General features: G+C 51.6%; 19 protein-coding genes and 1 riboswitch. Of the genes, 13 read left to right on the top strand and 6 right to left on the bottom strand.

Annotated features, from left to right (window positions below):
* Positions 1–60: 60 nt before the first annotated feature.
* The 5 genes from NZD89_RS16090 to NZD89_RS16070 all read left to right on the top strand — a co-directional run bounded on the left by NZD89_RS16090 (position 61) and on the right by NZD89_RS16070 (position 4057).
* Complete coding sequence (locus NZD89_RS16090) at positions 61–603, top strand: DinB family protein (RefSeq protein WP_268003817.1); 543 nt, start codon at positions 61–63, stop codon at positions 601–603.
* A 57-nt stretch (positions 604–660) separates the two neighbouring features.
* The gene (locus NZD89_RS16085) at positions 661–1653 is read left to right on the top strand and encodes a GDP-mannose 4,6-dehydratase (protein WP_268003816.1); all 993 of its coding nucleotides are present in this window, start codon (positions 661–663) and stop codon (positions 1651–1653) included.
* 128 nt (positions 1654–1781) lie between these two features.
* A complete protein-coding gene (locus NZD89_RS16080) occupies positions 1782–2468 on the top strand; it encodes a PIG-L family deacetylase (RefSeq protein ID WP_268003815.1) in 687 nt (228 codons plus the stop codon).
* Complete coding sequence (locus tag NZD89_RS16075) at positions 2458–3414, top strand: MalY/PatB family protein (RefSeq protein WP_326492853.1); 957 nt, start codon at positions 2458–2460, stop codon at positions 3412–3414. Before NZD89_RS16080 ends, NZD89_RS16075 begins: the two co-directional genes overlap by 11 nt.
* Before the next feature lie 265 nt (positions 3415–3679).
* Positions 3680–4057, top strand: coding sequence for a hypothetical protein (locus NZD89_RS16070; protein WP_268003814.1), 378 nt, complete (start codon positions 3680–3682; stop codon positions 4055–4057).
* A gap of 159 nt (positions 4058–4216) precedes the next feature.
* On the opposite strand, the gene NZD89_RS16065 is transcribed toward NZD89_RS16070, so the two are convergent.
* Positions 4217–4414 carry a hypothetical protein gene (locus tag NZD89_RS16065; protein WP_268003813.1) on the bottom strand — a complete coding sequence of 66 codons (198 nt, stop codon included), beginning with the start codon at positions 4412–4414 and terminating at the stop codon, positions 4217–4219.
* Positions 4415–4665: 251 nt separating this feature from the next.
* Here NZD89_RS16065 and NZD89_RS16060 point away from each other — a divergent pair, with 251 nt between their 5' ends.
* Complete coding sequence (locus NZD89_RS16060) at positions 4666–6654, top strand: TOMM precursor leader peptide-binding protein (protein ID WP_268003812.1); 1989 nt, start codon at positions 4666–4668, stop codon at positions 6652–6654.
* 159 nt (positions 6655–6813) lie between these two features.
* Here the strand turns inward: NZD89_RS16060 and NZD89_RS16055 are convergent, their stop codons facing one another.
* From NZD89_RS16055 to NZD89_RS16035, 5 genes are all read right to left on the bottom strand, one after another.
* Positions 6814–7152 (bottom strand): helix-turn-helix domain-containing protein, encoded by a 339-nt coding sequence (locus NZD89_RS16055; protein WP_268003811.1) that lies wholly within the window; start codon positions 7150–7152, stop codon positions 6814–6816.
* A 146-nt stretch (positions 7153–7298) separates the two neighbouring features.
* The gene (gene sinI, locus NZD89_RS16050; protein ID WP_268003810.1) at positions 7299–7430 is read right to left on the bottom strand and encodes a DNA-binding anti-repressor SinI; all 132 of its coding nucleotides are present in this window, start codon (positions 7428–7430) and stop codon (positions 7299–7301) included.
* 35 nt (positions 7431–7465) lie between these two features.
* Positions 7466–7557: riboswitch (cyclic di-GMP riboswitch) on the bottom strand.
* Between the two features lie 188 nt (positions 7558–7745).
* The gene (locus tag NZD89_RS16045) at positions 7746–8372 is read right to left on the bottom strand and encodes a YveK family protein (protein WP_268003809.1); all 627 of its coding nucleotides are present in this window, start codon (positions 8370–8372) and stop codon (positions 7746–7748) included.
* A gap of 32 nt (positions 8373–8404) precedes the next feature.
* Positions 8405–9076 (bottom strand): CpsD/CapB family tyrosine-protein kinase, encoded by a 672-nt coding sequence (locus NZD89_RS16040; protein ID WP_268003808.1) that lies wholly within the window; start codon positions 9074–9076, stop codon positions 8405–8407.
* A gap of 207 nt (positions 9077–9283) precedes the next feature.
* Positions 9284–9502 (bottom strand): helix-turn-helix domain-containing protein, encoded by a 219-nt coding sequence (locus NZD89_RS16035; protein WP_268003807.1) that lies wholly within the window; start codon positions 9500–9502, stop codon positions 9284–9286.
* Positions 9503–9763: 261 nt separating this feature from the next.
* On the opposite strand from NZD89_RS16035, the gene NZD89_RS16030 reads away from it, so the two are divergent.
* From NZD89_RS16030 to NZD89_RS16000, 7 genes are read left to right on the top strand one after another with little or no spacing between them, the layout of a single operon-like run.
* Positions 9764–11161 carry a sugar transferase gene (locus NZD89_RS16030; protein ID WP_268003806.1) on the top strand — a complete coding sequence of 466 codons (1398 nt, stop codon included), beginning with the start codon at positions 9764–9766 and terminating at the stop codon, positions 11159–11161.
* Positions 11162–11218: 57 nt separating this feature from the next.
* Positions 11219–12376, top strand: coding sequence for a glycosyltransferase (locus tag NZD89_RS16025; protein WP_268003805.1), 1158 nt, complete (start codon positions 11219–11221; stop codon positions 12374–12376).
* Positions 12373–13686 carry a UDP-glucose dehydrogenase family protein gene (locus NZD89_RS16020; protein ID WP_268003804.1) on the top strand — a complete coding sequence of 438 codons (1314 nt, stop codon included), beginning with the start codon at positions 12373–12375 and terminating at the stop codon, positions 13684–13686. Before NZD89_RS16025 ends, NZD89_RS16020 begins: the two co-directional genes overlap by 4 nt.
* 44 nt (positions 13687–13730) lie before the next feature.
* Positions 13731–14936: a glycosyltransferase family 4 protein gene (locus tag NZD89_RS16015; protein WP_268003803.1), complete on the top strand. Its 1206-nt coding sequence runs from the start codon at positions 13731–13733 to the stop codon at positions 14934–14936.
* A complete protein-coding gene (locus tag NZD89_RS16010; protein WP_268003802.1) occupies positions 14929–16173 on the top strand; it encodes a glycosyltransferase family 4 protein in 1245 nt (414 codons plus the stop codon). Before NZD89_RS16015 ends, NZD89_RS16010 begins: the two co-directional genes overlap by 8 nt.
* On the top strand, positions 16170–17378 hold the full coding sequence (locus tag NZD89_RS16005; RefSeq protein ID WP_268003801.1) for a glycosyltransferase family 4 protein: 1209 nt from the start codon (positions 16170–16172) through the stop codon (positions 17376–17378). Before NZD89_RS16010 ends, NZD89_RS16005 begins: the two co-directional genes overlap by 4 nt.
* Positions 17362–18513, top strand: coding sequence for a glycosyltransferase (locus NZD89_RS16000; protein ID WP_268003800.1), 1152 nt, complete (start codon positions 17362–17364; stop codon positions 18511–18513). The genes NZD89_RS16005 and NZD89_RS16000 overlap by 17 nt, the downstream gene beginning before the upstream one ends.
* Positions 18514–18540 lie beyond the last annotated feature (27 nt).

Raw genomic sequence — 18540 nt, 5'->3', positions numbered from 1 at the left:
CTGGTTGGCATTTATTGTCGTTCGACGAAAAACCGTTTTCCATGGAGGGGTGAGTTTGATTTGAATCCTGATGCGCGCAACTTCGTTGGTTACGTTCCAGGATTTGGTATGCAACTCGGTCATTTAGTTTCGATGATGAACTGTACGCGCGGCAAAACGGTAGAACTCGTCTGTAGATTGAGTGTCGAGCAATTGGACTATGTGCACGATGAACAGAGCAATTCCATCGGATCGCTCCTACTCCATATAGCGGCGATTGAAACAGCGCAACAGATATGGAGTTTCCAGAGCCGTGACCTCACAGACAGCGAATTTCAGCAATGGGGTGCCGCGTTGAAACTCGGTGACCAGGCAAGAACGGAAATTCGCGGGAACTCTTCGAAGATGTATCTCGATTGCCTGAACGAAGTTCGGAGCAAGACCATCGCAGAGTTCAAAAAACGTGACGACACTTGGCTGAATGAAACAGTTCCAGCTAAGCGAGAAAACCAATATTATCGATGGTTTCACGTCATGGAGGATGAAATCAGCCACCGCGGACAAATGAAATGGTTGCTCAATCGAGCGATGCAGCGGGTGAATCACCCATACGCTCATACCTGATGACTCAGGGCGAGATAGAGGGATAGCAACGCATCAATACGCGTGGAGGGTGTAAGTATGAAAACAGCGCTGATCACGGGAGTTACCGGTCAAGACGGAGCGTATCTGGCGGAACTGCTCCTAGAAAAAGGATATCAGGTTGTCGGAACCTATCGCCGGACAAGCACACTGGACTTATGGCGTCTGCGCCATCTCGGCATTAAGTCCAAACTCATTCTTGAAAGTATGGACGTAGAGGATTTAGGGTGCCAGGTTCGGCTCTTGAAAAAATATATGCCAGATGAGGTTTATAACTTTGCAGCACAGAGTTTTGTTGGGGTCTCATTCGAACAACCGCTGTTGACGAGCACCATTACAGGCCTCGGCGTCACGAATTTATTGGAAGCCATTCGCATCACCAAGCCGGATACTCGATTCTATCAGGCGAGTACCGCTGAAATGTTCGGCAAGACGAAAACCACTCGTCAGAATGAGGAAACCGCGTTTTATCCGTGTAGTCCATATGGGGTCGCAAAATTATACGGGCATTGGATGACCGTCAACTACCGGGAGTCGTATGGACTTTTTGCATGTTCCGGAATCATGTTCAACCACGAATCGCCACTTCGAGGAATCGAGTTCGTAACCCGTAAAATCACGGACGCGGTCGCTCAAATTAAGCTCGGGAAATCAGACAAATTGGTGTTGGGCAATCTGGATGCAAAAAGGGATTGGGGATACGCCAAGGAGTACGTGGAAGCGATGTGGCTGATGCTTCAACAGGACGTCCCGCAGGACTTCGTCCTGTCCACTGGCCGGACCAATTCAGTTCAAGACCTCGTCCACTTCGCTTTTCAGGCAGCAGGCTTGGGCCCGTGGAAGGACTATGTCGAAACCGATCCAAAGTTCGTACGACCCGTCGACATTGGGGTATTGGTCGGCGATTCGACGAAAGCAAAACAAGTGCTTGGCTGGCAACCCCGGACAGATTTCAAACAGCTGGTTTCGATGATGGTTGAAGCCGACATTCGGCGCCATAGCCAGCATGAAAAAACTATGTTGACCATATAGACGAATCTATCTGGGTTTAGCAACTCACGGCGTGATCTCGAATCGGCCCCGTGATCCTGAACCACAACGAGAACTAGCGGTTCACGGATCACGGTGCGGCTGTGTGAAACTTTGGAGGTTCAGAGCGGATGCACAAACTGTTAGCTGTGTTTGCCCACCCGGACGATGAGACGTTTATATGTGGAGGTACGTTGGCGAAAGTAGCAAAAGCAGGGACTCAGGTCGTCCTCATCTGTGCAACCAAAGGCGAAATGGGACGGCGCATGGGGGTGCCACCTACAGCTACACGGGAAAGTATCGCGGCAACTCGCGAGCGAGAATTGCAAAGTGCTTGCAAGGCACTCGGGATTAAGCATCTACATTTCCTTGGATTCCGCGACAAAACACTGGAAATTCAGCCAGTTGAGACGGTAACGAACCTGCTTCTTCAGTATCTTGTGGATGAGCGACCGGACGCTGTGGTGACATTTCACGAAAGGTGGGGTGGGCACCCAGATCATTGTGCCATTGGGGTCGCGACAACCCGCGCATACGCCGAATACTCAAAACTCGTTCAGGGGACAAAACTGTATCACGTGTGCAGCGGCCACATGATTCGGAATCCGGAACAGTGTGGTCTTGCCGGAAAGCTGCTAGAAATTGATGTGACCGACTGTCTCCAGGAAAAGTTGGGCGCGTTTCGCGCGCATCTCACACAATCGCAGATGGAGGATTGGCTCTGGGAGGACGACGAAGTGAGCGCTAGCAAACTGTGGTCGGTGGAATACTTGGCCGCCGCTGTGCCGGGAGGAGGGGAGCAGCCCATTGATCTATGATTTCAATCAAGAAATCGACCGTAAGCGAACATCGTCTCTCAAATGGGACGGTCTTGATAAAGTATTTGGCACACCCGATGCCATATCGATGTGGGTAGCAGACATGGATTTTCAATCGCCGGAGCCCGTAATCGACGCTCTGCGGCGCAGGGTAGAACATGGCGTGTTTGGGTATGTGCTGCGCGAGGCGTATTTCGACGCACTCGTGGCGTGGTTCCGTGACCGACACGACTGGGACATTTCCCCTAAGTGGCTTGTCAACAGTCCCGGTGTCGTACCGACACTTGGGCTTGTCATCGAGTCCTATACGACTCCAGGAGACAAAGTTCTGATTCAAAGGCCCGTATACTATCCGTTTGCGAACCTCGTTCAGAACAATGGACGCATGCTCGTCAACAATTCGCTGCGCTTACACGACGGCCGGTACACCATGAATTTTGAGCATCTGGAGCAGCAGTTGAAAGACGGGGTTCAATTGCTCATATTGTGCAATCCACATAATCCAGTGGGCAGAGTATGGAGTGTGGAAGAACTCACAACGCTTGGCAGCCTGTGTCGAAAATACGACGTTTTGGTGGTCTCGGATGAGATTCATTGCGATCTCGCTCTACCCGGGCACACCTATACGCCGTTTGCCTCGATTTGCGATGAATTCGCAGAAAACTCAATCACGTGCGTCGCGCCCAGCAAGACCTTCAATCTAGCGGGGTTGCAGACGGCGGCCGCCATTATCCCGAACGATGCCCTTCGGCGCAAATATCAAACAACCTTGCAGCGGTTTGGCCTTGGAGCGGGGAATGTGTTTGGCGTGATCGCCGCAGATAGCGCTTATCGATACGGCGCGCAATGGCTGGGAGCAATTGCTGATGTATCTGCAGGGGAATCTGGACTTTACCACTCATTATATCGAGTCCCACTTGCCCGAGCTGAACGTAACGCCGCTTGAGGGAACATACCTCGCGTGGTTAGACTGTCGGGAACTGAAAATGAGTCAAGAGAGACTGCAACACATTTTGTTACATGAGGCGAAATTGGCCCTCGACATGGGACACATGTTTGGGACCGAGGCAGAGGGATTTATTCGAATGAACATCGCTTGCCCTCGGTCAACTATAGAGAAGGCATTGAGACAAATGGATTCGGCCCTCAAGCAGCTCAACCCTTAAATGGCGTTTCGCACGGTCGAAAAAAGTCTATATTGGAGAATTGCAATGTCATTTCAAAAAGTCGTCGTCAAAGGTTTGAAAAGGTGGAACACGTCCAAAATCTGGGCAGAGATGCAACTCCTCGTGCTCTTCTTTGCAGCGGTCGTCGGGTATGCTATCGTACACCATTACGCCGCGCACCCTGGCGCCCATGTAGCCGGAGCGGTGTTGTTGCTCGACCTCTTGGTTTGGCGCAAAACTCGGCGGTTACACGTCGGGAGAATCATCGGGATCGGACTTTTGAACGCCCTTGGGGTATGGGTCATCCACAAGGCGCCGGATCAGGTTGAGCTCTCGTACGCAGGGTTCATTGGGCTTTACTGCCTATTGCTCGTTGGTGCTGAGTTGCTTCCCCGGGGGATGTTTGAGAAGAGCCACAACTGAATGGTCACCACCTGATGGAGCGGTGGGCGGCGCATGTGAATGTGTCCAACCTCGATAGGGGAACGCTCTCTCAACACGTTATTGTTCGTTTAAAAGAACATATATTGACTTAATTAAGAACAATAAGTATTCTAGTGATCATTGGGGTAAAGGAGGGTATCAGATGGAGCATGCAAGGTTCACGCCGCCAGCCGTTTTATCACACCAGCCGTTTGGGTTTGAGACCGGGATATCTGGAGGCACTTCATGTGGAAGTACGACGAGCACGACATCCACCACGTCTACGACATCGACCACATCCACCACGTCTTGTAGTTCCACATCGTCGACGACTTCCACGACGTCCTGTAGTTCCACATCGTCGACGACTTCCACAAGTTCCTGTAGCGGAGGCTGGAATTGGTAGACGGCTGAGCAGCGTGCTGTTTGCTTGGCGATGATTGTCGTGAAAGGTGTGCACTCGGTTCGGGGGGTCCTCGTATGTACTACGACTTTGGTCCAGGTGCGGCGCTGGATCCTTTTGTTTCTCGATGAAGAAGGGGAGACAGGTGTTGACTGGATATTCACTGGCAACTGATGTGTCTGACAGCAAATGCATGGAGGATGTGATGGACGTTGTCATATTTCACGATGGATCGACACTCGGTGAGCGAATCATTCATACCTGGCGCGAGAAACACCGTGCAACTGTACACGTTCATGTGACAGGGAACTGCTCGTTCTCCGATTTGGAATCACTTCATCCGAAACTTGTCATTTTGGCGTCGGACACGCCGTCGTCCAACTTCGAACAAACCGTGTTGGGGAAGTGCCGGGATTTAAAACTTCCGGTGTTGCCTGTGCTTGGCAGAGCGTCAACGGTCCTTCTTGGACCACTCGAGGTGCCTGGTACCCCTGGTTGTACGATGTGCCTACAGTTGCGGTGGGAACACACTGTTCATCGCAGTCGTCTGAAGTCTATTTTCCAGCAACAAGTCGGCGGTACGGCGGAATCCGTGCACATGCCTTTGATGATGTCGCAAGATGACCTCACGACGTTGGCAGGTCTTGTCGTCGCTGAACTCGAGCAGATTCTGCTAAACGCTCAAAAGCCTCCGAATTGCGCCGGGAAAGCAGGCGTCTATAGCCCAGCGGAACATTTCGAGTGGGTATCCGTGATCCCAAGTCACGATTGTCCTCGATGCAGTCTACTCCCGGATGATCATCCTGCTCTTGCTCAGGTGCAATTCGAGTCTCATCTTATGAGCGACGTCGAGGAATTGAGAGTTGGGACAGTCGATTTCGACCAGTTAGAACAGTTGTACGTGCATCCGAAAGTCGGTTACATATCCGCTGTACACGAGCTGTGGAATGAGGACCGTTATGTTCGGGCGAGTGCGCAGATCTATACGCCGACGGGGACGGAACACGTGGGGTATGGGTCTGGATTGACCATCGTCGATGCCAAGCGTTCCGCCATGCTCGAAGTGTTGGAGCGAAGTTGCGGATTTCAGGCGGCAAAGCGACGGCCGGTCACCTTTGGCAATTATTCAGAGTTTAAAGACCACGCTGTACATCCGTCGCGATTTGGGCTCCATGGCGATGAGTTGCTGCAGCTGTCCAACCACATTCTTGAACCGTTTGACGAGGAGAAGAAGTACTCTTGGGTGTGGGGATACTCGACCAAGTCGCAGACAGCTGTCCTGGTCCCAGAACAAATTGCGTACTACGGCTGGACAAATGATGAGAGACGGTTCATCAAGGAGTCGTCGAACGGATGCGCACTGGGTGGAACCGTGGAAGAGGCCGTCTTGCACGGAATTTTTGAGGTTCTCGAGCGGGATGGAATTCTGAACATGTGGTACGCCAGGTTGCCTGTTCCTGAGCTCAGACTGGATAAGAACTGTCCTTCACGAATCTCGAAAGTGGTCGAGCTGTTGGAAAACGAAGGGTATGCAATTCGTCTATTCAATATCTCGCACGATCTCAGTGTTCCTGCGGTGTTTGCTGTCGCCGAGAGATCCCGTGATGGTGCCTATCCGAAGCTCGTGAGCGGATCGTCGTGCCATTTGAACCCGTACCAGGCCGTTTATAGCGCCCTCCGGGAACTGACCGTTCAGGTGTTTCACCTGCAGGGTACGTCGGAGACGAGACGCAAACAGGCCTTGTCCATGCTTCTCAACCCGGCAAACATTCAAGATATTCTCGATCACGTGGTCGTTGGCGCACTGCCCGATGCATATCCACGTTGGGAATTTCTCTTGGGCAGAGAGAATCGACGCCCGATTCAATCTGTGGAAGAAGCGTACGCCAATCCGGTTCAACAATTCGAGATTGACTCAGGAGACATTCGGCGCGTTCTCGATTCGGTCCTCGACGATGTACACAATCGAGGATTTGACGTGCTGGTGGTGGATCAAACCAGCGCGGAGGTCGCTTACGGCGGGTTACACGCTGTGAAGGTCTTGATCCCTGGAATGACGCCAATCACATTTGGATATGGATTTCGAAGAGTGCGAGGACTCACACGCGTATTTGAGTTGCCGTATCGGATGGGTTATTCCACACATGTGCTGACGGAGAACGACCTAAATGAGGATTGTCACCCATTTTCATAACTAATAACCGGTAAGTTTGCTATTTTGTGGGGTACAAGAACTGGCCATGCCCAGAAGTGGCTGACCAGGTGTACGTTAGGCTTTTGCTTCACGCTGCGAAAATTGAATGAGTCGGTGTCGCACGTCTTTGAACCAGGGAAATGATGTGCTTGTCCGCTATCACTGCTCCCCGTTCTTTAATCGCCATTTGTGAAACTCGAGGTATTCACGAAATTGTTCTTTCGTGATGCCCGAATTCATGGCCTCTTGTGCTAATTTCACCCACTCAGGATCAAGCACTTCGTTCTCTCCTGCGTCCACATCGTCCGGAAGTAATAAGGCCGGAACAGATACGTTCAGTACAGAAGCGAGTTTCTCAATGATCTGAATGGAAGGATTGCCCTGAAGAGAGCGTTCGATAGCACTCAGATAAGATTTCGCCACACCTGATAACTCCGCGAGTTCAGACAGTGAAAGCCCTTTAGCCAGTCGTAGCTGCTTGATGCGTTCGCCAATCAATCGGCCTGCCTCCCGTAGTAAATAAGACTGATAACTTTTTTCAGTATTATATCAATCTTTGTTCTGGATTGGAAACAGAAAATGACGGCGTGTTGCGTACACCGTCATTTCCCTTGTGTGTCGTCGGGAGAACCGACGCAATATTTTCACTTTTTCTGTAAAAAGAGTCTGACTTCTTCGATGGATAGTCCAATCTTTTTGGCCATCAAGATAAGTTGTAACCACTCAATGTCTAGCGCGGGCTCGTCCTGTTTTTGTTTCTCGGCATCCAACAGCATGTCCTTACCCCTCCGAACCCACCTTGGATGCTTTCTTCGGAAGTCCAGCCGTCATAGTTTGTGTCTCGAACCGTAGACCCGTGACTTTGCGCACCCATTCTTTCAAATGGGATAGCCGTTTCGGAAAGCAATCTGGATTAGTTTTCTAAATAAATTGTATTTGGAAGTAGAGCAAGTCATCAAGACATACTTTTCAACAAATTGTCAGACGATTCTACAGTTTGGATTTCATTTTGACATAGCCGGACATATTTCATCCAAGATTCACTGTTTTTCACTGCACTTGGAAGAGAGAATTCCAAAAGATTTACCGAATTACGCCTTCTTTCGCTTGTTCGGCCGATATTCTGCAACGCCGCCGAGAGCGGGGATCCCTAGATACTTGACAATGTCAGTTTCCGTCTTGAACCGCAGATCCAAATACTCCAGTAGGAACGCTAGACCCAGGCTGACGAGGAACGCAATTCCCGCAGCCAACGTCACGTCCTGCTGCTTGTGAAGAGGCACCGGGGAGGATGTCGCTGGGTTCAGAACTCCAGCGCTATGCAAGCCAGGGATGATGCCGGGCCCTTTGTCAATCACCGTTTGTGCGGCAGCGTCCGCAGCTTTCGAGGCGAATTTGGGGTCGCCTGACGTGACGCTGATACTCATCAATTGGCCGTTGAAGTTGAGCTCGATCATCGATCCCGAAATTGGCAGGTTCGACTCAGCGTCGACCATTTGCGTAAAATAGTCGCTTTGAATCACACCTGTATAGGTTGCGGTATCTGGAGTACCACCGATTTGGTTGCTGGACTGGCTGAGTAGTAGAGTCGTCGTCGCGGTATACAGCGGTGTCTTTTTCATGACGTAGTAACCGGAGACCGCGCCTGCGACAATCGGAATAAACAGAATCAACAACAGCCGCTTTTTGATGACCCGCCAATACTCTCTCAATTCCATGAAAATCGAAGCTCCTTTCATGTCCACTATGGTTAGCCGAGCGTTTCGATGTGATAGTCATATCGGCCTTTGGGTTTGCGGTTCAGGACGCCACCGATGATCCGGCCGTTAACCTGCCGCAAAGCGGAGATTGCCCGTCGCGCACTCGCGCGGTTCGTCCTTTTCCCGTCGATGACAAATACGATTCCGCCAACAGAGGGGGCGAGGATGAGGGCGTCGCTGACTTCCAGTACCGGAGGGCTGTCAATGATGACTAAATCAAACTGACGACAACAGTGTTCGAGGAAATTCGTAAACTCGCGTGAATATAGCACTGCATTTGGGTTTTCATGAGTAGGTCCGCTGGGCATCACGTATAAATGGGGAATCTCCGACTTGACGATGCACTCACTCCACTTGTCCCCCCCGACGATCCCGCTCAATCCGGCCTCGTTCTCGATATAGAAAAGGCGGTGGAGCTGCGGTCGGCGTAAATCGGCATCGACGAGGAGGACGTTCTTCCCGGTCTCAGCGGATACAATCCCCAAATTGTAGACGGTAGACGTTTTTCCCTCACCACTTGTTGCACTCGTAACAAGAATTAAATTCGAGTCGAGGCTGACGCCGCCTAGCAACATATTCGCACCGATCGTCTGGTACGATTCAGTCACAGAGGAGCCTGCATTGCGTGAAGTACGTGATTTACGTCGTCTTTTCGAAGCCATTGGACCATCCCTCCAACTCCAGCCGTTGTTCTTTATACAGAACGCTAATGCCATTATATATGAGTGAACCAATTGGTCAAATTCCATTGTTGGTTCAAAATCGTCGTTTTCATGTTAAATACTCATGGAATGAACGAGAATGGAATGATTACGGATCAGTGATTCGCTGAGTATGTATCAGTAGACTCCTTTGTGGACTCGGAGTTGTCACTCTTCCTGACCATCGACACTCGACTCTCCAAGCAGCGTTTGAATTTGCACATTTAACACCCGCGAAATCCGCTCGAGGACGTGGAGCGACGGATTGACTTGGATGTGTCGTTCAATTGCACTCAGGTACGACTTCGCCACGTTCGACCGCTTGGCCAATTCGGACAGAGATAGGTTTCGCTCCCGGCGAAGTTCATAAAGGCGCTTTCCAATCATTGAAACACCTCTTTTACGTCAGCAATCTAGTGAGCTAACTACTCATGACTGAAATCATAAACATCATACATATTTTATCGTTCTTAATCAAATACAAAATTACAATATTTGCGGATTATAATCCAGACCAATCGACATTTTAGGTTCTTAATTGAGAATTTTAGGGGAAAATGTTCGTTTTAAAGCATTGATTGTTCTGTATAATGAACAATAGTGGTGTTAGTGCTACACATGATGATCGAAGGTTGTGGGGTGTGTTCGATGGAGCATCTTTCGCGCAACGCGAAAACGATTAGTTTTGTGGTGGACCTGGTAACTGTCATCGCCGTTTTTTTTCTTACCTTTTCTGTTGCAGGGGCCATCGCCGGTCACCAAATCTCCTTACTCGGATCTCGTCGGTACATGGAGACGGAGATTCTATGTTTCACATCTTGGTCGCTCGCTCTCGCACTGCTCGCGGAATACCCGAGTCGACGTACATCTGGCGTACTTAGAGACCTTGAGGTTGTGGTAAAGCTCAATGTCCTCGCACTCCTGTTATTTTCATGTACGTCCTTCGTCTTTAAAGCGGTGGATGTGAGCCGCATCTTTATCGGAACATACCTCTGCCTGGCTATGGTGTCGATGTTTCTCAATCGTTACATCGTTCGATTTGTTCTTTACTTGCTCCGACAGTCGGGATGGGATCTGCGCAGTCGGGTACTGGTCGGTAATAGTGAAAACGTGATTCGGTATCTCAACGAAGTTGCCAGTGACCGAAAACTCGGCCTTCGTGTCACGGGCTACATCGCGTGCGAGCACAATCGGAGTTTGCCAATTCCATATTTGGGGCCCCTCGAGGAAATCGGTGAAATTCTGTCTCGATACACGCCTGACGGAGTAGTCATTGCGCTTGGAATCACAGATCCGAATCTAGAACACGTCATCCGCGCCTGTGAAGAACAAGGCGTTTCGATGGAATTGCTACTCGACGGATTGTCGACACAGATTGCGAACAGTTCCATCTATCATGGACCCACCATATCCAGCTTATTGCTGTCAGCGATTCCGCACACGCCCATCTCTCTGTTTCTCAAGCGCGTGACGGACGTAGTGGTTAGCCTTCTTGCGATAGTCCTTCTTTCTCCCATCATGTTATTCGTCGCCTTGGCGATCAAATTGGAAGACGGCGGTCCCGTGTTCTTTCGGCAACAGCGGGTCGGCCTGCGAAACAAGCCTTTCGATATGTACAAATTCCGCAGCATGCGGGTGGATGCGGAAGCGTTGAAAGAAAGCATTCTCCATTTAAACGAAATGTCAGGACCCGTGTTCAAGCTGATGAACGATCCACGGGTGACGAAGGTAGGGGCGTTTATCCGCCGGACCAGCATTGACGAAATTCCTCAATTTTTCAACGTGCTGGTCGGCAATATGAGCCTGGTCGGTCCACGGCCGCCACTTCCAAGTGAAGTGAATGAGTACGAGCACGTGTACCGGCGACGTCTAAGCGTGCGACCAGGGATGACTTGTCTGTGGCAAATCAGTGGAAGAAACGAGATCGACTTTGAACAGTGGATGAGCTTAGACCTCAGGTACATCGACAATTGGTCGTACTTGCAGGATTGGAAGATACTCGCGATGACCATCCCGGCCGTCCTCAAAAAGAACGGGGCGCGGTAGCCGTTATTCTAGACACCTTCCACAATGCCGTCACTCAATCTGTCTGGGGGGAAGTACGTGAAGATTGCGATTGTTCATGATTACCTGAACCAGTTAGGCGGTGCGGAACGCGTCGTCGGCGTGTTGCACGAGATGTTTCCGCAAGCACCGATCTATACGTTGTTCTACGACCGAGAAAAGCTCTGGCCCTCGTTGCAGGGAGCTACCTTGATTCCTAGCTTTTTACAGCGGCACGCGTTTATCGTGAAGCATTTTAAATTGTTTTTCTGGTTGTATCCGCTGGCCATTCGAACAATTCGATTGGCAGATTTCGACGTGGTTCTCACGTCCAGCAGCGCCTATGCGAAGGGGGTCCATATCGGTGGCGGCGACCAGCGCAGACCCATTCACATTTGTTACTGCCATACTCCGATGCGATTTGCTTGGGACTATGACCGCTACATTGCCAATGAAACGAAGAACCAAATCCTGGTGTCGTTGGCGAGGTTGCTCGTCCCGGTGCTCAAGTTGTGGGACACGTGGTCCGCACGCAAGGTAGACTACTTCATTGCGAACTCAACCGCAGTACAAGGACGGATTTCTCGGTACTACAGGCGAGAATGTATCGTCGTTCACCCTCCTGTCGAAGAGCGACAAACCACAGTTTCAAATGCCGTCACGAATGATTACTTCCTCGTTGTGTCGAGGTTGGTGTCATACAAACGAATTGACTTAGCGGTGGAGGCGTGTACGCGCTTGGGCAAACCGCTCATCGTCATTGGCCAAGGGCCGGACAGGCAACGTCTGGAGTCTCTCGCTGGGTCGACCGTAACGTTTCTCGGGTGGCGTTCTGATGAAGAGGTCGAACAGTATGTAGCGGCCTGCAGATCCTTTATTTTCCCAGGTGAGGAGGATTTCGGCATCGCGCCAGTCGAGGCGAACATGCTTGGCAAACCCGTTGTGGCATATCGAAGGGGGGGAGCGCTCGACACTGTCTGCGACGGCGTCAATGGGGTGTTTTTTGCAGAGCAAACAACTGAATCATTGGTACACGCTTTGGAGCGCTCGGAGACCATCGACTGGGAACCTGAGCGAATCCGGCACGCGGCCGAGAAATTTAGTCGGAGGGCATTTGAAGACAAGATTCGGCGAGCGCTACAGGAAGCGGCTTCCACGCGGATACAGATGGTCACAACAGAAGTGAATGTTGTCAATGGGGAGGGTATATCACAATGAAGGTGTTGGTTGTGGGAACTGGTTACGTGGGGTTGGTGACTGGGGTTTGCTTGGCCAGTTTCGGGCACGACGTCGTCTGCGTGGACCAGGATCAACAGAAAATTACCATGCTGAACATGGGGGAGTGCCCCATCTATGAAGATGGACTCGAGCCACTTTTACAAGAGCAATTGCTTGAACACAGACTGTGGTTTGACACCAAGATCTCGGATTGCGCAGATTTTGATATTGCGCTGATTGCGGTGGGCACGCCGCCTCGCAGCGATGGCTCTGCTGACCTCACAAGCGTGTTTGAAGTCGTTACAGAACTCGGAAACAAGCTCAAACAGGGTGCCTTGATTGGGACCAAAAGCACAGTCCCAGTAGGAACTGCACACAGCATCGAAACGTATCTGGAAACCATGGGGCGCAGAGACATCAGGGTTGTGTCGATTCCAGAGTTCCTGCGCGAAGGTAGCGCGTTGTCCGACACGTTACAACCAAGTCGATTGATCTTCGGTGTCCCTGACGACGAGTCCTTGCGTGTGTTGAAACAACTTCACAGCCCGCTCGACGTACCAATTGTGGCTTGTAATCGCTCGACGGCAGAGATGATCAAGTACGCCTCCAATGCGTTTCTCGCGACAAAAATCTCGTTCATCAACGAAATTGCAAATATCTGCGAACGCGTTGGGGCGGACGTACAACTGGTGTCTCAAGGGATGGGGCTGGATCCACGGATTGGTTCCTCGTTTTTACGTGCCGGTCTAGGCTATGGCGGGTCTTGTTTTCCAAAGGACACTCGTGCATTGGTCAACATCGCAGGGGATGTAGCGTACGACTTTAAACTGCTCAAAGCCGTGGTCGAAGTGAACCAGCGTCAACGCACGGAGCCGATCGAACGACTTCGTCAGTGGTTTGGCGACCTGAACAACCTGCGCGTGACGCTTTTAGGTGTGGCGTTTAAGCCGGGCACCAACGATATCCGGGAGTCGCCAGCGCTGGAAATTGGCGAACGATTGCGCGACCACGGGGCGCAGGTTCAGTTTTACGATCCGGTCGTCACACGCTTTTGGTTGCAGAAGCAAGAGTCTGTTCGCGTCATGGATGATCCGTACGTGGCACTACAAAATTCGGACGCTGCGATTGTCGTCACGGAATGGCCGGAGATTGTGGAGCTAGATTGGATACGTGTCGGAACCATTATGCGCGGTCGGTTTGTCTTCGATGGTCGCAATGTACTAGATCCGGTGGCCCTTGAACGAGCGGGTTTTGTCCTTGAAAATTTCGGGTTTCATCCGGCTCCGTCGCTTGCTGCCACCTCGAGATAGACAAAGTGCAGGCCGAGTTTTATTCAATTTGGGAGGGGTTGTGAATGCACATACTGGCTACGGGTATGGGCTGGTTTAGCGAACAGCCGGGCGGTTTGAACCGATACTTTGCAGACTACCTGGCGGCATGGAATTCCAATGGATCTTCAAGGGCCCTTGTAAGAATCTGCGAGGCGCAACAGCGTGACTTGCCAGATTATGTTCGGGCGGTGAACGGAAGTGGCTCCAATCTAGTTCAGGTTCGGCAGGAATGGAAGAGAGCTTTGCAAGCGGAACTGAAGCAAGGCAAATTCGACATTTATAATCCACATTTCGCCTACTACGCATGGGCCGGAGGTGGAATCTCGACGGAGCAGCCCATCGTCACCCATTTCCACGGACCCTGGGCGTATGAAGCAAAGTTGGAACACGGGACCAACCGATCCCTTTCGTCGCAAGTTCGTTTTCAGATGCAGCGCGCGATTGAAAAGCGGGTGTATCGGCAATCGGACCGATTTATCGTCCTGAGCCGGTATTTTCGAGACGAGCTCGTCGAGCACTACGGGGTGCCTGAAGACCGAGTTCATATCGTCCCGGGTGCCGTCGATATCGAGCGGTTTCACGATGCGGAGGATCGAGAATCGTTGCGACATCGATTAAAGTTGCCGACTGATAAATTCATTCTTCTTACGGTTCGACGCCTCGCGAGAAGAATGGGACTAGGCAATCTGATTCGGGCACTTGACGCATTGCGTCACGACTTTCCCAATGTGCTCCTCGTCATCGTCGGTGGCGGGGAAATGTACGACGAGTTGCAGCAGTTGACTCGTGATCTACACCTGGAGAACCATGTCAGGTTTACAAATCGCCTCGCGGATGAACAGTTGCCTTCCTACTACCGCGCGGCGGATTTGCTGGTCGTTCCGAGCGTTGCCCTGGAGGGATTTGGATTGGTCACGCTGGAGGCGATGGCCTCTGGCACACCTGTTGTGGGTACACCGGTTGGCGGGACAAAGGAGATCTTGGAGCGCTTTGATGAAAAGCTGCTGTTTGGCGGTTCGTCAGTCCACGATTTGCGCGAAGGGTTGGGAAACGTTTTGTCCCATCCAGAGCGACTCCCCGACAGAGGTCAAACAAGGCTCCACGTGGCGCAGCACTATACCTGGCGCGCCGTGATTCCACAGATTCGGCACGTCTTTGACGTCGCGATTGGCAAGCGACAAGGGCCAGCCTTGGTTCCATCCGTTGAGGAGACCCACCGTCATGGTTAAGCAGTCGACAGGTTTACCTAGCCGTGTCGTGTACTACAATCACTCGGGCGATGTCAGTGGTGCAGAGATTAGCCTCTTACTGACCATTTCGCAGATTAAAGACATCGAGACCATCCTTGTGGCCCCGGAAGGGGAACTGTTAGAACGCGCGAGGTCCGCCGGTATACGCGTGAGCCCAATTCGCAGCTTTCGAGCAAGAATGACGAAGAATCCCATCCATGTTCTCCTCGGAATATGCGGTACCGTCTTGGCCGGCATGGAGTTCCGACGGACGCTGAAGATACTGCGACCCGACATCATCCACGCCAACTCGATTCGCGCGGGCCTCATTTCCATCGTGGCGGTGGCGGGACGACGTATGACATTGGTCTGGCATATCCGAGATACGCTTCCACACAACGCGATTGGAAGGGCGATTCGCAAGGTCGCTGCCATCCGCGTGGACGAGGTATTCACCATTTCGAAGGCGATTCGAAATAACTTTGCCAGCACCAAGCAACTGGGTGGGAAGGCGACGATTGTGTACAACGGGATCGACACCAGTGATACCAAATGGTCCTCTATTCGCCCTCAATTCGACATCCAAGAGGACGCATTCATCGTGGGCGTGGTCGGCCAAATCGCACCGTGGAAACGGCAGCATGACGCCCTTCTGGCATTTTCGCAGTTTGCAAGCGAGAGACAGGGCAGTGAGTTGTGGATCGTCGGTGAGCCAAAATTTCGCCAGGAGAATGTCGACTACGAAACGCGCCTGAAAAAGTGGGCGGTGGAGCTTGGTGTGCAGGAGAGCGTGCGCTTCTTGGGGTTTCGTGAGGACATCATGAACATTATGAGGACTATCGATGTGCTCCTGATTCCTTCTGAAAACGAACCGTTTGGTAGGGTCGTCATTGAGGCGATGCTCGCAGGTAAGCCAGTGATTGGTACGAACGAAGGGGGCATCCCGGAAATTGTCGTCCACGGCGTTACAGGGTTCCTAACCGACGTCGGAGATACGGACTCGATGTCAAAATACCTACGACAGATGTCTGACGATGCTGGACTTCGTGAGAGGCTGGGGGCGCAGGGGCGCCGAAGGTCGATTGAGCAATTTTCGATTCAAAGTACTGCGCAAACGATCCAGCGCTCCTACGCCGCACTCACGAGCGAACTCGGCCGGAAGGCTCGGGGTGAGCAAGCCATTTCAGCGAGCGCGCGACGAGTATCGGAACAGAGTTTGAAGGGAGTAAGAGAGTGAAGAATCGGCAGATTGTCTTTGTGGCGAATGACGTCGGCGGCATTGGCGGAATGGAGAAACACTTGACGGAATTGATCACGCGCGTCAAAAACGACTTCTCCATCACCGTGATGGCGTCGACCATGAAGTTGCAAGATTCGGACGGTGTGCGATTTATTCGTATTCCGACCCCCCGCAAGCCATTCCCGGTGATGATTGTGCTGTTTTCCATTTGCGCTTCGATTCGCCTGCTCTTTATGAAACAGAACTTGGTCCATACTACGGGCGCGATTGTGTTCAACCGAGTTGACGTATCGACGATTCACTTTTGTCATCGCGGCTATGTACAAACAGGTATCGGGGATAGAGATGTGTCGAAGTCAATTTTCCATCGAATCAATTCGGCCATCAGCATCAAGATGAAGTTGTGGTTGGAGAACTTTTGCTATCGCCCCACACGCACCCGAAGATTGGTCGCTGTTTCAAGTCGCATCAAACAGGAGTTGTCAGCGGCTTACAAGTGTCCTGAATCTACGGTCACGGTGATTCCAAATGGAGTGGATGTCACGAAGTTCCACCCTGTTCAACACCTTGAAAGAAGAAAGCTGCGCGGTATTCACGGATTGCCCGAAGACGGTACGTTTTTGTTGTTTATGGGCGGCGATTGGGGAAGAAAGGGGCTGCAGTTTGCTCTGCAAGCATTTAATGAGATTGCCGTACTGCACCCAAACGTCTATATGGTCGTTGTCGGTTCTGGCAACGCGGATGCGTTTCTTCATTTTGTCTCCGAGGAAGTCCGGCATCGAGTGATTTTTGCCGGCAGACAGGCCAATCCAGAACACTGGTATCAAATGAGTGACGTATTTCTCTTTCCTTCCAGCTATGAGGCTTGCTCGCTTGCTGTATTAGAAGCGGCCGCAAGTGGCCTCGCCATGGTCGTTACGGATGTAGGGGGTGCAAACGACGTCGTCGAGGACGGTGTCTCTGGCTATCTTGTCCGACAGGATGTCGAGCACATTGTCAGTCGTTTGGACATGCTCTTGCGAAATCCCGAGCACCTGAACCAAATGCGCACAGCAGTTCGCGAACGGGTAGAACGAATGACGTGGGATGCGATGTACCATCGGTTCCGGGCATTGTACGAAGAGATCCTTCTGGAATCGACTCAGTCCAAGAAACGGACTGAAACAGTGAAGGCAGGGGTTCGGAATGTCGAACGCGCATAGTTTGAACAAACAGCCGGAGATTTTGGTCTTTGCGACGCAAGGGGCGGAGAGTGAGGATGCGAGGCGACTGTCTACGCTTTGTCGCGATCTTCCAGTCACTCACTACCAGTTCCAGAAAAGTCATAAGTTTGGCTCCGCTTACGCGCTGTTTCGCCACCTAATCCGCCGTAAGCCAAGGCTAGTTGTGATGGAAGGCACAGGTATTGGTGGCGGTCTCGCCGTCATTCTTGGCAGTATCGTAGGCAATGTCCCCTACGTGGTGAGCAGTGGCGACGCTGTGGGTCCGTATGTCGGCAAATTTCATCCGCTGCTTCAGCCAATATTCACGTTCTATGAACGGATTCTTTGTAAAAAGTCCTCAGGTTACGTCGGATGGACTCCTTACTTGGCTGGCCGAGCACTGACCTTCGGAGCTCCCCGGGCAATGACCGTTCCGGGATGGGCGCCGTTTCGGCGAACCGAAGTACAAATTCAATCCGCGCGGACGGCCATTCGAAAGCAACTCGGAATCCGAGACGAGGACATTGTGATTGGAATTGTCGGCTCCCTGAGTTGGAATCGTAAGGTCGGGTTTTGTTATGGGTATGAATTGGTGAAGGCGATTCAGAAGGTCCATCGTACCGATATCAAAGTGCTGATTGTCGGGGATGGGGATGGGAAACCTCATCTAGAGGAAGCAGCTCGGCTAAATCGGCAAAATCAGGTAATTTTTACAGGACGAATTCCAAGAGAACAGGTACCTGACTACTTAGCGGCCATGGATCTTGCGAGTCTTCCTCAATCCATGGACCAGGTGGGCAATTTTCGTTATACCACAAAAATCAGTGAATACTTGTCCGTTAAGCTTCCGGTCGTCAGCGGACAACTGCCGTTGGCATACGACTTGCACGGAGATTTTATCTGGCGCCTAAGAGGAAGGTACCCGTGGGGCGACGATTACGTGGAGGCGCTCACGCAACTTCTGTCACAGATGACGCTCGAAGAAATTGCATACAAGCGTTCAAGTATCGTCGATGCCGAAGGGATGTTTGACCAGGAAGGGCAAATCCAGCGGTTCACAAAATTTGTCACTGATCTGTTGGAAGAGGAGCGAGACTCTGCAGAATGGCCTCGAGTCTCTGCAACCGTGACTTGATTATGTTTTGTTGTTCTATATAATGAA

The sequence above is a fragment of the Alicyclobacillus fastidiosus genome (assembly GCF_026651875.1).
Lineage (GTDB): Bacteria > Bacillota > Bacilli > Alicyclobacillales > Alicyclobacillaceae > Alicyclobacillus > Alicyclobacillus fastidiosus.
Note: the sequence above shows the minus strand (reverse complement) of the source record. Positions and strands in the feature narration are given on the sequence as shown.